At 56.1% G+C, this 14,454-nt stretch carries 13 protein-coding genes and 1 pseudogene; 7 read left to right on the forward strand and 7 right to left on the reverse strand.

The annotated features are described in order from the left end of the window. Nucleotides 1-446: pseudogene (locus tag MHX65_RS03035) on the forward strand (IS3 family transposase); the annotation flags it as partial. Between the two features lie 41 nt (nucleotides 447-487). On the opposite strand, the gene MHX65_RS03040 reads toward MHX65_RS03035, so the two are convergent. The 3 genes from MHX65_RS03040 to MHX65_RS03050 form a co-directional block, all read right to left on the reverse strand. Then, complete coding sequence (locus MHX65_RS03040; protein ID WP_239268553.1) at nucleotides 488-958, reverse strand: hypothetical protein; 471 nt, start codon at nucleotides 956-958, stop codon at nucleotides 488-490. Nucleotides 959-1,074: 116 nt separating this feature from the next. Then, nucleotides 1,075-1,839: a phage antirepressor N-terminal domain-containing protein gene (locus MHX65_RS03045; RefSeq protein ID WP_239268555.1), complete on the reverse strand. Its 765-nt coding sequence runs from the start codon at nucleotides 1,837-1,839 to the stop codon at nucleotides 1,075-1,077. Nucleotides 1,840-1,899: 60 nt separating this feature from the next. Then, a complete protein-coding gene (locus MHX65_RS03050; protein WP_239268557.1) occupies nucleotides 1,900-2,091 on the reverse strand; it encodes a hypothetical protein in 192 nt (63 codons plus the stop codon). 217 nt (nucleotides 2,092-2,308) lie between these two features. Here MHX65_RS03050 and MHX65_RS03055 point away from each other — a divergent pair, with 217 nt between their 5' ends. From MHX65_RS03055 to MHX65_RS03075, 5 genes are all read left to right on the forward strand, one after another. Beyond that, complete coding sequence (locus MHX65_RS03055; RefSeq protein WP_239268559.1) at nucleotides 2,309-2,812, forward strand: hypothetical protein; 504 nt, start codon at nucleotides 2,309-2,311, stop codon at nucleotides 2,810-2,812. 134 nt (nucleotides 2,813-2,946) lie between these two features. After that, on the forward strand, nucleotides 2,947-3,891 hold the full coding sequence (locus MHX65_RS03060) for a DUF3800 domain-containing protein (protein ID WP_239268561.1): 945 nt from the start codon (nucleotides 2,947-2,949) through the stop codon (nucleotides 3,889-3,891). Then, nucleotides 3,891-4,262 carry an ImmA/IrrE family metallo-endopeptidase gene (locus MHX65_RS03065; RefSeq protein WP_255716714.1) on the forward strand — a complete coding sequence of 124 codons (372 nt, stop codon included), beginning with the start codon at nucleotides 3,891-3,893 and terminating at the stop codon, nucleotides 4,260-4,262. Before MHX65_RS03060 ends, MHX65_RS03065 begins: the two co-directional genes overlap by 1 nt. Before the next feature lie 759 nt (nucleotides 4,263-5,021). After that, nucleotides 5,022-5,975, forward strand: coding sequence for a P63C domain-containing protein (locus MHX65_RS03070; protein ID WP_239268565.1), 954 nt, complete (start codon nucleotides 5,022-5,024; stop codon nucleotides 5,973-5,975). Between the two features lie 88 nt (nucleotides 5,976-6,063). Further along, nucleotides 6,064-7,164 (forward strand): tyrosine-type recombinase/integrase, encoded by a 1,101-nt coding sequence (locus tag MHX65_RS03075; protein WP_239268567.1) that lies wholly within the window; start codon nucleotides 6,064-6,066, stop codon nucleotides 7,162-7,164. A 266-nt stretch (nucleotides 7,165-7,430) separates the two neighbouring features. On the opposite strand, the gene MHX65_RS03080 is transcribed toward MHX65_RS03075, so the two are convergent. The 4 genes from MHX65_RS03080 to MHX65_RS03095 all read right to left on the reverse strand — a co-directional run bounded on the left by MHX65_RS03080 (nucleotide 7,431) and on the right by MHX65_RS03095 (nucleotide 12,962). After that, complete coding sequence (locus MHX65_RS03080; protein ID WP_239268569.1) at nucleotides 7,431-8,804, reverse strand: NAD-dependent succinate-semialdehyde dehydrogenase; 1,374 nt, start codon at nucleotides 8,802-8,804, stop codon at nucleotides 7,431-7,433. Nucleotides 8,805-8,928: 124 nt separating this feature from the next. Next, nucleotides 8,929-10,134: an oxygenase MpaB family protein gene (locus tag MHX65_RS03085; RefSeq protein ID WP_239268571.1), complete on the reverse strand. Its 1,206-nt coding sequence runs from the start codon at nucleotides 10,132-10,134 to the stop codon at nucleotides 8,929-8,931. A 34-nt stretch (nucleotides 10,135-10,168) separates the two neighbouring features. Beyond that, nucleotides 10,169-11,545 (reverse strand): oxygenase MpaB family protein, encoded by a 1,377-nt coding sequence (locus MHX65_RS03090; RefSeq protein ID WP_239268573.1) that lies wholly within the window; start codon nucleotides 11,543-11,545, stop codon nucleotides 10,169-10,171. A gap of 58 nt (nucleotides 11,546-11,603) precedes the next feature. Beyond that, entirely contained in the window at nucleotides 11,604-12,962 is a 1,359-nt protein-coding gene (locus tag MHX65_RS03095) for an oxygenase MpaB family protein (RefSeq protein ID WP_239268575.1), read from the reverse strand. 404 nt (nucleotides 12,963-13,366) lie between these two features. On the opposite strand from MHX65_RS03095, the gene MHX65_RS03100 reads away from it, so the two are divergent. After that, a complete protein-coding gene (locus MHX65_RS03100) occupies nucleotides 13,367-14,419 on the forward strand; it encodes a PDR/VanB family oxidoreductase (RefSeq protein WP_239268577.1) in 1,053 nt (350 codons plus the stop codon). The last annotated feature ends 35 nt before the right edge of the window (nucleotides 14,420-14,454 follow it).

Here is a 14,454-nt window from a genome sequence, read left to right on the forward strand (position 1 = left end):
TTACTTATCTGCGCACCGGTGAAGGCTGGTTGTATTTATGCGTGGTCCGCGATGGTCATTCCCGCAGGGTGCTGGGCTGGGCTATGGATAGCGTGCAAGACACAAGTTTGGTCGAACGGGCGCTGCGGATGGCACATACACTGCGTAGTGATGTTCCTGAGGGGCTGGTGTTTCACGCTGACCGGGGAACACAATTTACCAGCGAGCAGCTCTGGGAGGTGTGCCGCAACCTAGGGGTTGCTCAGTCTGTGGGGCGTACTGGGGTGTGTTTCGATAATGCGATGGCTGAGTCGTTCTGGTCGACGCTTAAGACCGAGTTCTACGACCGGAAGCGCTGGCCAACCCGCGATGCTGCGCGTCAGGCCGTTGCCTACTGGATTGAAGTGGTCTACAACCGTCGGCGCCGGCATTCCGCTCTCGGGATGGTCAGCCCCGTCGATTTCGAAAACCACACCAGCCTAACCACCAGCAGAAAAGAAATCGCTGCCTAACCACTAGGTAGCTCCACTACGTGTCCACGATTTGCGGGCAACCCCACCACTGGAAAAACACGACGACCTGCAACATCATCAACACTGGACAAGATAAAGCCCTCAACACCCACATCACCGTCACCGTAAATGGGGAAAGCATGTCTCACCCCAGGACTGACATCAAACCAGGCCACGGAATCAACATCACGCTTCCGAAACTTCTCAACCAAGTCCGCAACCACGCTGAAGAATTCCGAACCGAACAAAGGAACTTCGAAACCAGAAGACAAGCCCACAACACCAAAAGCACCACCCTCAACACCCCCTTCCTTGAGGTCAACCCCATCTACATCCCCCTCACCTTCGATGTCACAGTCACCATCCAATGGCACACCCCACTCGGTACACAACACGAGAGAGTCTTCCAAGACCCCAGCCACACGTTCAGTCTCATCGACTGACAAATCCCACAACTCCCGAGACATCAACAACACCTTTTCCTAAACCGAATAAACCCGGAATAAACCTGAATAATCTGATACACTCAACACCGTCGAATAGGTCCGACAAGCCCCGCCCACACGCGGGGCTTTCCTCACACCTAGGCGTAGTACTCATCCCACACTTGCTGCATGAGCGGGCGGTCTGCTTCGGTGTAGCCATTAACCTGGCGTACCTGGCCGTTAGGCAAGGTCAAGTCATACTTTTCTGGTTCGCGTCCCGTTTCCAGCGTGTACAAAGCCTTCATGCGCTTACCGAACATCGGCGCAACGGACTTCATCTTCTTGCTAGAGAGGTTCTTCGACTTCAAAAAATCCGCCGTATACAGTGGCCGCGTCTCCGGATCCAACTCCGGAACCTCACCCAAACCACGCGCCAACACAATCCGCGCCTTCGCCTCCAAATGGTCAGGATGAATCAAACCCTTAGCCGCCTGACACAACTCCATCCGCATCTGAGACTCACGCATCAAAGCATTCAACTGATGCTCCTCGGCGCGGGGGTTAATGGCGCCACCCTTATGGAAGTAGGCATCAAGGGCGTTAGCTGCTTCAAGCTGGTAGGCCTCAAGCGTTGGACGGGCAGCTTCACTGACACGGTTAGTGTCGATAGTGGCAAGCCACATCGTCAGAGTGCGACGGTCAACCATGCTCATTTCTCGCTGTTTGCCGTCAGCGCCAACCGTGTCGATGAGCGCCACGGTTGCCCATGCTTTCCCTTTTAGCTTGTTTCGCTGGGCACTCCACTCGATTCCGAGCGCATTGCAGATGTGACGCGCTGCTACCCACTCGGTGCCGTCGTTCTGCACCGCCATGATGGGGGTGGAAGTTCCGGGAACCGGGATAGTCACGAGTTGATTGTTCATTGTGATAAACTCCTTATCGGTTGATTGTCTTTGGCCCGGTGTTCCTGCACCGGGCTTTTCTTATGCGGCAATGGGGTCATCTACGCGGTCGAAATAGCCTGCGATGTAGTTCTTGTCACCTTGTAGCGTGGATACGCGTAGGGCGAGTTCTGCGGTCACTTTTGCCCCGGCGCGCAGCTTGGGAATATCAGCGGGATATACCCCGATAAGCAATGCCAGCTGTTCTTCTGTTTGAAGGTTCCTTGAACGCATGATTGCGTCTAAAGCTCCAGGGCGGAAGGTGTACCGAGGCGGTGTACTGACAGCCATGTAGTTACCTCCATGTAGTTTTTAAGGTTCTAGTCAAGGCCCTTGTGAACCCGACAAGATTCATTATGAACCTAACACGGTTCATTGTCAACCTGTTTAGATTTATTTTGATAATTCCCCAGCGTTTGACACCTTTTTACGCATGGTTCATAATGAACCTATGGAATTTCAAGAATGGCTAACCACGCTCCCCGGCTCCCCCACAGCCAGCCAGGCCGCCGACCACTCCGGTATCTCTAAAGCGACCCTGCTGCGTCACGCAAAGGCAGGTAAGACGACCGCTGAGTTCACCATCAGCATCGCCCGCGCCTACGAAGTCAATGAGGTCGAATCCCTCCTAGACCTCGGATTCATCACGTCTTCGGCTATCGACGAGTACAGCGTCGAGGCAGCACTAGAAAGAGCCACCAACGAACAACTACTAGACGAAATCCTGCGCCGCTCCGACCCGCAGGCGCGTTACCTGTTCGGCAACGACAGTGACGACGACGCTATCGGCCTAGCCCCACATCTCACCCCCGTGTCCGACGTGTCTGCTTCACTGCATGATGACGATGATGGCGTGGTCCGCGAATTTGACTACTCCCCCGACGAATACGCCGCAGACTCATCAATAAACGAACAAGAAGAACGCGAAAAACGAGGTGAAGATTTGATTGACTAACACATAGTTAGCGAAAAACGCCGGAGTCAGCTACAATCAGTAAACACAGTGGCGGCATTGAAATACATGTACCGCGCTCATTCCGGCGGCTAGAGCATTTAATGTTCTAGCCGCTGAGTCATTTCAAGGACGTTATGCTTATTGCTTACTTGGATGAATTCGGCCACCAAGGCCCCTACATCAGACACGACCACCCTAAATTCAACACACACCCCGTATTCGGTTACGCCGGATACATACTCCCCGCCGAAAATGTACGCCAGATGGGTGGCTACTTCGAATATGTAAAAGAGCACCTACTTGCCTGGGAAATCGAACGCTTGAAGGTTCACCCGAAACGATGGGAGAAGAAAGGCTCAAAACTTCTCACCACAACAAACATCGAGAATTATGGCGAGGAAATAAACCCCGCGATGAACCGTATATTCCGAAAGCTAGGAGAATTAGACGGAAGGATATTCTTCTTCGGTCAACAAAAACCCATCGGAACAGTCAAAGAAACCAATGAGACTTCCCAAGCCCGCGAAGAGCATTGTCTCATTCAATCAATAAACCGACTCGGAACCTTCGCTTCTAAAGCAAACCAAAAACTAATGGTCATCATGGATGCCACCGACACAGACAACCGTGAACGGGCCGTCGCCACTTTAGGGAAAACGATATATTATCGCCAGAACAAGGAAAATAGAAGCATCATTGAGATACCTGTTCAGGCCGATAGCAGACTATACGGAACAATCCAATTGGCAGATTGGATATGCGCGATACTTGGCCGACTAACGGACTATCATTTTGCAGAAACTTCCGCCTTTGGTTGGGCCGTAGACATGGGGCAAAACCTCGCACCACTATGCCAAACGACTAACAATTCAATTATCTGGTCTAACTCCCCCAGCAAAGACTCTCGATGCTTTCCAAACCAGTTAGTGAAAACCACCAAATTTTGGCAGTCTGAAGCTAGAGCCGAAGCTAAGAAAAACCGGCAAAATCAAAGAAATAACCAAATGATGCAGAATATGCTTGACGCTAGTTCGCCGGAGCTTCAGAAGAAACTGGAACAAATCAGAGGCAATCGTTGATGATTGAATCTCTTATACAATCCGCTGAGGCCCGGGGTTATAGAATCCGCTGGCACCGCGGCGGCCCAAAAGCAGCATGGCTCCCCCACCGGTCCACCATCACCCTCCGCGTAGGCATGGATGACACAACTACCCTGTGCTCCCTAGCCCACGAACTAGGCCACGCGCATTATGGTGACCCGCCCGGCCACCACGGCGCCCACGAAATACGCGCCGACAGGTTCGCCGCCCGCCTCCTGGTCTCCCCCACCGAATACGCCACCACAGAAGCAATCTACGGACCACACCCGGCCACCCTCGCCAACGAACTCGGGGTGACGGTCAAAGTCCTCAAAACTTGGCAAAACATCTACGAAAAGACAGCAGTATGAAAAAGCTCTCAATTCTTCTCATCGCAGTCCTCGCACTAGCGAGCTGCACCTCCAACGAGGAACCCACGGCAACCGATAAGCCGTCCTCAAGCACATTCAGCACCTCGAGTACCAAACGCAGCAGCTCGACCAAAACCGCGGACCCCTCCAACACACCCCTAACCACAACACAGGAACCTGCTGCTGCCAATAGCGCCTTACCCGAGGCGAATCCGCAAATGGCACAACCGACCGTAGTCGAGTGCCTCCAAGGCACCCCTGGGCCCGCTCGATGGTCAGACGGCACTGTCTCCTTCTCCCAATGGTGTTTTGACAACCGCGGAGGACAGCAGTACCTCGAGAATGAAAGCCAAGCCGGTCTAGTAGAAAACGGAGAATGCGTAGGGCCGGCGGCAGAATGCGGATACGGCACCGCAGCCAACGGCGCCCGAAATCCGACTTCGGGTGAAATCCAGACCTATCACGGCTGCCAAGACGGATACATCAACGACCCTGCTTTGTGCTCTCAAGCAGAGGGCGCTGTCCGGGCTGCTGACCCAAACGGCTCTATCTATTAGGAGCCATGCGCTTTCAACGCAATCCCCGCCCCCGGTGCTCACTGAAATGAACACCAAGGGGGTTGAGGGCCCAACAATCGGCAATGCGAACTAAAAAACGCATCGAGATCAAACTCAGAAACCCAACTGGGACTTTCCAACAAAACATCATTTCACAAGCATGACCAAAGCAGTACAAAATCCAGCATGATAATATGCGATTATGGAAACGCACAGCGGGAAACTACCCCGCCCAAACTACCGAAAAATAGCCGGACAAAAAGCAGCCGACACCCGATGGGGACGAAAAATCGAACGAGCAACCCACCAAGGAACCCTAAACATAGCCGGAACAGACCTATCCTGCTACGTACTCGAAGACGGACGCCGGGTAATCAGCCAATCCTCAATCATGAACGCCATGGGACGTACCCCTCGCGGACGACGCGCAAGCCACGACAATCGACCACCCTTCTTAGAAGCAAACAACCTAGCCGCATTCATCTCACCCGAGCTCCAAAAAGCAGTCGCTGGAATCGACTATCGCGTCGGGGATAACCCGAACGTCATCAACGGACACAACGCCGAAATCCTCCCCAGAATTTGCAACGTCTACCTCGACGCAGAAGAAGCCGGCGTGCTTACAACCACACAAAAACCAATCGCCAAAACCGCCCGCAGAATCATCAAAGCCCTAGCACTGGTAGGAATCACCGCTCTAGTCGATGAGGCAACTGGCTACCAGGAAACTCGCGCCAAAGACGAACTGCAACGACTCCTTGATGCCTACATTGCAGAAGAATTCCGCCCCTGGGTTCGCACTTTTCCCGAGGCGTTTTTCAAGGAAATATACCGCTTGCAGGGCTGGAAATTCGTCCCCGGCAACCATCACCACCCGCAGTACGTCGGAAAGTTCATCAACAAGTACATCTATACGCCAATGCCGACTGGCATCCTAGACCGTCTTAAAGATCTAAACCCTAAAAATGAGCAGGGTAACCGGCCGCGGAAGCATCATCAGCATTTAACTGATGACATTGGGGTCAACCACTTAGAGCGCCAGATTAACCAGGTAGTCACGCTGATGCAAGCATCCGATGACAAAGTTCAGTTTGAGAATCTTTTTGAGCGCGTTCACTCAAGAAATCTTCCAGTTCAGCAAATGCTCGACATTTAAGAACCCCGCCCTGGCGCTACAGATGTGAAATTCGCGTGCCGGGACGGGTATCACCCCATCCGATTAAAGAACAGAACAGGTCTGTCTTATGGCATCAATCAAGCAATACAAGACCGCCAAGGGTAAAGCTTGGCGCGTGCAGTACCGCTCCCCCGATGGGCGGAATCGCACCAAGCGTGGATTCCGCACTAAAAATGAAGCACAAGCCTGGGCTGACAAAAACGCCGTCCACATGAACGAGCAAAACTGGATAGACCCCAACGCCGGCAAAGTGACTATTGGTGAGGTTGCTGTGCCGTGGGAGGCGAACCTGACTCACCTGAAGCCTAAGACGCGGCATGACATGCTTGCGGTGTGGCGTAACCACGTGGAACCAAAGTGGGGCGGGCGTCAGGTGGCCGGCATTAAACCCTCGGAGGTACAAGCATGGGTGTCCAGCCTGGATAGGTCGGCGTCGTTGGTTAGGCAGGCCCATGCGGTGCTGGCGCAGATTCTTGACCTGGCGGTGATGGATAAGGCGGTGCGGGAGAACCCAGCGCGGGGCGTGAAACTACCGCGTAAGGGTGCGGCGCGGAAAGTGTATCTCACAGCGGAACAGCTAAGCCTATTGGTGAGTGAATGCACACGCTATCAGGAGTTGGTCTGGCTGCTTGGCACCGTGGGCCTGCGTTGGGGTGAAGCCGCAGCACTCAGGGTACGAGATGTGAACGTGCTACGGAATCGCATCAACGTGGAGCGTAATGCGGTCACCGTGGGCAGTGAGGTGATTATTGGTACGCCTAAAACCCATGAAGTGCGGGAAGTGTCTGTGCCCGTGTCCGTGATGCGGATGCTGGTCCCTGTGATGGAGAGTAAGGGGCCGGATGAGTTGCTGTGGCCGCGTCGTGACGGCACTCCGATGAAGCCGCCTACGCATGGCAAGTGGTACTACAACGCACTGGATAGGTGCATGGATAAGTACCCGGATTTTCCGCGAGTCACCCCGCACGGGCTTAGGCATGTGGCGGCGGGATTGATGATTTCCGCCGGGGCGAATGTGAAGGTTGTGCAAAGGCAACTCGGGCATTCTTCGGCTGCGATGACCCTTGATATTTACGCTGAATTGTTTGATGAGGATTTGGAGGCGGTGGGCAGTGCTGTGGATGAAAAGATTTCAGATGTCGTCAAATTGTCGTCACGTAGGGCTTAAAAAGGGTGTTTATGCAGTTTAAATGGGGTTTAGGTGGCTGGTTCGACCCCAGTTGGAGGAGCAGACTACATCCCGCCCAGCATTGCGCTGAGCGGGATTTTTCGTATACGCCACACAGCTCGAGTTCAGAGGGTTGCGGAAGATACAGGTTAAGCACAACGGGGACAGGAAAAGGGGCCTAGCCAATCAAGGCTAGGCCCCTTCCCTACTGCACTCTATGCGCTCGCCGCAGGCTCAGGGAGCGCTGAGCGAGCGTCAACGAGTAATTAGTCGTTGATGTAGAGGTACTGCTTGTTCACGAACTCGTCCAGTGCGAAGACGGAGAGCTCGCGGCCGAAGCCGGAGTTCTTAACGCCACCGAATGGCAGTACTGGGGAGAAGTACTGGCCCAGGTTGACGTGAATCATGCCGGTTTCGATCTGGTCAGCAACCTTGGTGGCGCGCTCGGTATCATCGGAGAAGACGGCACCGCCCAGGCCGTAGTTGGAGTTGTTGGCCAGCTCTACGGCTTCCTTCTCGGAGGAAACCTTGTAGATCTCTGCTACTGGGCCGAAGAACTCTTCGTAGTAGGAGTCGGAACCGACGGGGACATCGGTAAGCACGGTCGGCTCGTAGTACGCAGCGGTCTCGTGCAGGTTACCGCCGGTGCGAACCTTAGCGCCGTTGTCCACAGCGGTCTTGACCTGCTTGTCCAAGTTCTCTGCTGCTTCGCGGGAGGACATTGGGTAGTACTGGTTCTCGCCCGGCTGGGTTGGGTCAGCCTGCTTCATGCCCTCAGCAATGCGGACCATTTCATCGACGAACTCGTCGTAGATGTCTTCCATGACGATGATGCGCTTGTTGGAGGTGCAAGCCTGGCCAACGTTTTCGATGCGCTTGACCCAAGCGTCCTCGGCAGCCTTGGTGATATCGGCTGCATCCAGGATGATGTAGGGGTCGGTGCTGCCAAGCTCCAGCACAACCTTCTTCAGGTTGCGGCCAGCGATCTCGGCCACGGCGGCACCGGCGCGCTCGGAACCGGTCAGGGATACGCCCTGGACGCGCTTGTCCCCGATGATCTCTTCAATCTGCTTGTGGTCGGCGTACACGTTGATGTACACGCCCTCTGGCAGGCCAGCCTCGCGGAAGATCTCCTCGATGGCTGCAGCGGACTTCGGGGTAATTTCGGCGTGCTTCAAGATGATGCAGTTGCCGTTCATCAGGTTCGGGCCGGCGAAGCGGGCGACCTGGTAGAAGGGGTAGTTCCACGGCATGATGCCCAGCAGGGTACCAATGGGCAGGCGGCGGAGGGTGGCCTTGCCGCCTGGCACGTCAACCGGCTGGTCCTTGTTGTGCTCTGGGGCGTTGTCTGCATAGAACTGCAGGATGTCGCCGGAGAAGTTAATTTCCCACTCGCCTTCTGGGGTGGACTTACCCATCTCCTGTGCGGCAATCTTGGATAGCTCGCCCTTGCGCTCCTTGAGCAGTTCCGCGGCGCGGGACACAATCTTGGCGCGCTCCTCAATTGGGGTCTCGCGCCAGGTCTGGAAAGCCTCGTTAGACTTAGCCAGAACCTCTTGGATCTGCTCATCGCTAAAGGTGTCGAATTTCTCTACTACTTCATTGGTAGCGGGGTTAGTTACCGCAAAATCCTTGGACATTATTGGATCCCTTTCTAATTGGATTCTTGGAACTAATGTGGCGACGAACACAGTCTGTGTGCGCCTGCCACAAGAGTACTTAAAGTTCTAGTGACGTGTCACCCATGAAAGTGGGTAATTTGTTTTAGGAGGCCGCGACGACCGAGCCATCCTTCATCTTGATGCCCTCATCCTGCTTCATATAGGTGGCATCGCGGGTGAGCATCTGGCGCACCGCCTCCTCGTTCTTCTGGATTTCCGCTTCGAGCGCTTCCGAGTCTTGGCGGAGGAGGTCAAAGCGCTCCTGCACCAGCGGTGCCTCCATTTGCAGGATGGGGCGCATGACGGAGTCGGCCACGCCACAGGCATCGGCGACCTCATCGCCGTGAATGATGCGCACGTGCGCGGCGGTCCAGTCCGCCAAGGTGTCATCGGGCATGCCCGTGAGCTCCTTGGCGTTGACGACGAAGCCGTCCATGAGGGCATCAACAAGCTTGCGGGCCGATTCGTTGATCTCGCCGTCGACGGTGTGGATGGCATCCATGGTCTCCTGGGAGGCCTCTACCCCATCTTCGCCTTCGAAAAGGTCCGCGGAAATGCCCAGCATGCGCCCGGCAATCTTCCACAGGTAGAACGCGTCTTTTTCTTCTTCTGCGGTAAGCTTCCAGCCCATGTTGCGCAGGCCAGCGTATGGAATGTAGGTGAAATCAAACCAGGTGCGCAGCATGTCGAACTCGCTGATCGGAGCACCGTAGTGGGAGTAATCCAGCTCCTTGCGGGTGTGCACACGCCGCACGTGGGCGTGGATGGCGCGCACCATGCCGGTGTGAATGAAGCCTTCGCCGCCGGGTTGCAGCGCATTCGGCAGGTAGAGCGAATAGGTCCGGTTGGTGGTGTAGGCAAGGCGCTTGACGGCGCCATCGGTAAGCTCACCGGTGTTGACCAGCAAGTCCGCGATCGCTGGGGTGGAATAGGTGTGGACCAGCGAGCCCGGGCCCAGCGCCAGGCCGTGGCTAAGCGGCGGGATGGACAGGTAGACGCGGCGGCCGCGCTCCAGCTTTTCGGCGTCGATGCCGTCAAGTGCCTTGGTCATGTCCTCAATAAGGGCGGCAACCTCGGGGAAGGTGTCCTCGTTGGCGGTGCCGCGCGCGAGGGCATCGCGCAGGTTAGGCATGATTTCCTTGACGGTGTGGCCGCTGGTAAACAGCGCATCAGCCACCGGGTCCATCTTCCAGAAAGCCTCGTGGTAGCGGTCTGCGCGCTCTTGGCCAAAGGTGGCGATGAATTCATCCTTATCGCCGCGGCCAGCAGGCCACTCGCCGACGGTACCTAGGGACATAGTGTTAGTCATGGTGTTCTCCTCTGAGAATGTTATGGGGGATGGGTTAGCTGCGAGCTTCTTTAGAGTCATCGTGCAGCGTGTAATCGGATTTGGTCTCGGGCTCGTTTTTCGCGATGTGTGCCTTGATCACCGCGGTGACATCGGACCATGGCGGCTTATTCTTATTGGCGCGCTTAATCTTTGCCTTTTGCGCACCCGGCAGCTTGTCCCGCAGGCGCGCAACCTTGGCTTCTGCGCGCGCGGCACCCCGATACAGGATGGCCCACGGCTTGTAGTTCACCTTTTCCCAGCGCGTGCCCTTAACCATGAACTTGGTATCTTCCACGCCGCAAATGGTGGTCAGCGCACCAAGCGCCATCTTGGGAACCAGCGGGTGGATGGTTTCTAGAATGCTCATTAAGGCGGTGGCCACGCGCTCGTGATAGGTGGAGGAATACCCGCCATTGGCGTAGATATAATCCGTCATCTTGCGCATTTCATCGCCAGTCTTGGGGATGAGGCGCTCTTCGGCGCCCATCATATAAAGGATGTATCCCCAGTACTGGGCCACATCGTCCCAATCCTGGCCGGAGTGCGGGCGGCCAAAGCGCTCGTCGATGGCCAACGGCATCATCCCGAACCAGCCCTCACCGGAGACCAGGAAGCTGGAGCCAATCGGCCGTCCGAATTCGTTGTAGTGCTCCTTGCCCCACATCTTTTCTAGGCCACGATTGGCCTGGGAATGCAGCAAGCGCACGCGCACGGCGGCCTTGCGACCTTCGCCGAAGCGGTCAAAGACGTCCTTTTTGCCCAAGTCAGTGAAGAATTGCGCCGTTTCAATGGAGCGCTGCATGGCCTTGAACTCGAACATGCCGGTCTCGCCCGTGGCCGCCGATGTGCGGTCCTCCATCGTGGTGGCCCAGTATGCGAAGGCGATGGCCAGAACCTCTGAGGTGCGCGTGACGTTGTAATAGGCCACACGGCCGCGCTCTGCGGCCTCAAGATCCAGCCACTCCGGAATGCGGTCTACCTCTTTGAAGAAGTCCACCAGCTCCGACGCGGGGTCTTCTACCGTCTCGATGCCGTGGTTAAGCGCCTGCTCAAACTTGGCGCGCGATTCCTTGGCGCCATCACGGCGGAAGGCCTGCGCCAGCTTTTCACCGGTCTCATCGGTCTGCCACATGTGGTCATCAAGAAGCTTGGTTTGCAGGCTATCGTAGCCAGACCATTCATCTTCTACGGTGTGCCAGGAATCGAAGATATTGTGTCGCAGCTCGGACCAGCCTGGGGCCGCGGTGCGACGCTTCGGCGCCGGGCGCAGGTCCATGCCATCGCGGTAGAAGTAGCGGAAATCCTCATAGGGATTATCGGACATAGGCAGAACCTTTGGTTCCACCTGCGACGTGTTGGCAGCCTCAGACGTATCTGTGGGAGCAGTCATTGTATTTCATTCCCTTCCTTATTATTAGGCCTTGATAACTAGCTGTGGGGCGCAGCGGCTAGTTCCGGCGGGCTTCCTTGGAGTCATCGTGCAGGGTCCACTCGGCCTTGACGTCTGGCTCATGGTTGTTGATGTGCTCTTGCACTTCCTCCAAGGCATTGATCCACAGCGGGCGCCCTTGCGCGGCGTTGTGCTTCTTGTATTCCTCCGCGCCCGGCTTTTCATCGGCTTCGCGGGCTTCCTTTGCCTCTGCGCGCGCCTTGGCCTCAAAGTCTTTGGCTGCCTGAGAAAAGTCCATATCGGCCCAGCGGGTTCCTTCCACCATGAACTTGGTGTCTTCTTCTCCCACTAGCGTTGCCAGCGAACCCAACATTTCCAGCGGAAGGTCCGGGTTCATCTGCTCCACGATGGACATCAGTGCCGTGGCCACCCGCTGGTGGTACGTGGAAGAGCGCCCGCCGTTTGCGTAAATGAAATCGGTCATCTTGCGCATTTCATCGCCGGTCTTGGGGATGATGCGTTCTTCGCCGCCCATCATGTACAGCACATATGCCCAGTATTGGGCGACATCGTCCCAGTCCTGGCCGGAGTGCGGGCGCCCGAAAAGCTCGTCGATGGCCAGCGGCATGAGCGCGAACCAGCCTTCACCGGAGACCAAAAAGCTAGAGCCAATCGGCCGGCCGAATTCGTTGTAGTGCTCCTTGCCCCAAAGCTTTTCCAGCCCGCGGTTAGCCTGGGCGTGCAGCAGGCGGACGTGGACTGCGGCCTTGCGGCCTTCGCCAAAGCGGTCGAATACGTCCTGTTTGCCCAAGTCCACGAAGAACTTGGAGGTCTCCAGCGCGCGCTGCATGGCCTTGAACTCAAACATGCCCGTCTCACCGGTGGCCGCAGAGGTGCGGTCTTCCATGGTGGTGGCCCAATAGCCAAAGTTGAAGGTGAGAAGGTCCGCGCTCGGGGTGGCGTTGTAGTAGGCAACGCGCCCGCGCTCGGCGGCTTCAAGGTCGATCCAGTCTGGGATGTTATCGACCTGCTCGAAGAAAGCCACCAATTCCGGCGATGGGTCCTCGACGGTCTCGATTCCTCCATTCAGCGCCTGCTCGAACTTTGTGCGCGATTCCTTGGCACCATCGCGGCGGAAAGATTCTGCTAACGCGGCACCCAGTTCATCAGTTTGCCACATGTGATCATCGAGCAAACGAGTCTGCTGGGTGTCGTAGCCTTCCCACTCGTCATGAACGGTGTGCCAGTGGTCAAAAATATTGTGGCGCAGGGTGGACCAGCCGGGTTTGTCCACGCGGCGCTTCGGCGCCGGGCGCAGGTCCATGCCATCGCGGTAGAAGTAGCGGAAATCCTCATAGGGATTATCGGACATGGGCAGAACCTTAGGTTCAGTCCGAGTATCAGTAGGAGCAGTCATGGGGAGTAAACAACCTTTCCAATCTTGGTGCCACACCACACACGTGTCCTGTTTATGTGGCGTAGTTCACCATTTAGCTGTGCCCGTAAGCCTATAGAGACTTTGCTCGCGACCGCAATGAATTTTGAATCCAATTTTCTGGGAAATTTCTGGCCGCCAACGCCGCTACTACGCCCGCCTTCACAGCACCTATCCCCTCCTGCGCAAATAGCAAAAATGGCCATCTTGGCAGATTTTGCAAACCTTCTGCCTGCTCACCCCATATAGGTGTACCAGCCGTACATCTGTCCGCTATGCGAACGCATTTGTAACCTGTATCTCGCTCCAGGCTGTACCATGATGTGCATTACATGCAGTTAATAGCCAAAGAACTACAGTCACGAAAGTGAGGTCTATTCACCCCTATGCCTACTTCTCCTTCTCAACCCGCGCCCCAGCTTGCCGATGTCCCCTCCACCACCGCCACGGTGCACAACGTCACCGCCGTAGCCGATGACCTTTCGGTCATCGCGTTTTCACTGGACGGTGATGCTCCGCTCGCGGATTACTCCCCCGGCTGCCACGTCGATATCACCCTCCCGGGAGCCAACGGTGAGATGCTTACCCGCCAGTACTCGGTTTTTGAGCTGACCGGCATCTCCTCCCCTCCTGCCGGCCAACAGGAACGGCCAACGTATGGCGTCGCGGTAAAGCGCGAGGAAAACTCCACGGGTGGCTCGATTGCGATGCTCAAACTGCGCCACGGGGATAGTTTTAAGATCTCGCAGGCATTTAATAACTTCGAGCTCGTGGCAGACGCCGGCTACTACGTCTTGGTCGGCGCCGGAGTGGGCATTACCCCTATGCTCTCTATGGCCCAATCCCTCGAGCGCGAGAACAAACCGTATATAGTGCTCTTTTTCGCGCGCGATAGCCACCACGCGGTGCTGCTCGAGCAATTGCGCGAAACCTGCGGCGATAAACTCATCGAGGTCTTTGGCCGCCCGCGCGAGAAGCAAGCAGATATCTACCGGCACCTGCTGGGCCAGGCGCCAAAGGAGACGGCCTTTTATGTCTGCGGTCCGCAAGGATTTATGGATTCCGCCAAAGAAATCGCACTCGACTACCTGCCCGAGCACGCCTTTCACTGGGAGAACTTCCACCCCGATCTACAAGCGCTATCCGGTGAGAAAAACGCCGGGGCCGGCGACGGTCCGTTCGAAGTAGAATTTTGCGGAGAGACGGTAGAAATCCCAGAGAATAAGACGGTCCTAGAGGTCCTCGAGGATCTCGATCTGCCCGTAAAATCGCGCTGCCTGGAAGGAACGTGCAGCACCTGCCTGATGCGCGTGGTTGACGGCGAGCCAGACCACCGGGATTCCGTCTATGACGCGCAAATGTATGCCGAGGGCGCCTTCGCGCCATGCGTCTCCCGAGCACTAAGCCCCAAGCTCACCTTAGAGCGCTGGCGGCAATAACCCTTCGCTCCGGTCCCAGCCGGGAGTGGGAGCGA

This window comes from Corynebacterium sp. ACRPS (assembly GCF_022346005.1).
Lineage (GTDB): Bacteria > Actinomycetota > Actinomycetes > Mycobacteriales > Mycobacteriaceae > Corynebacterium.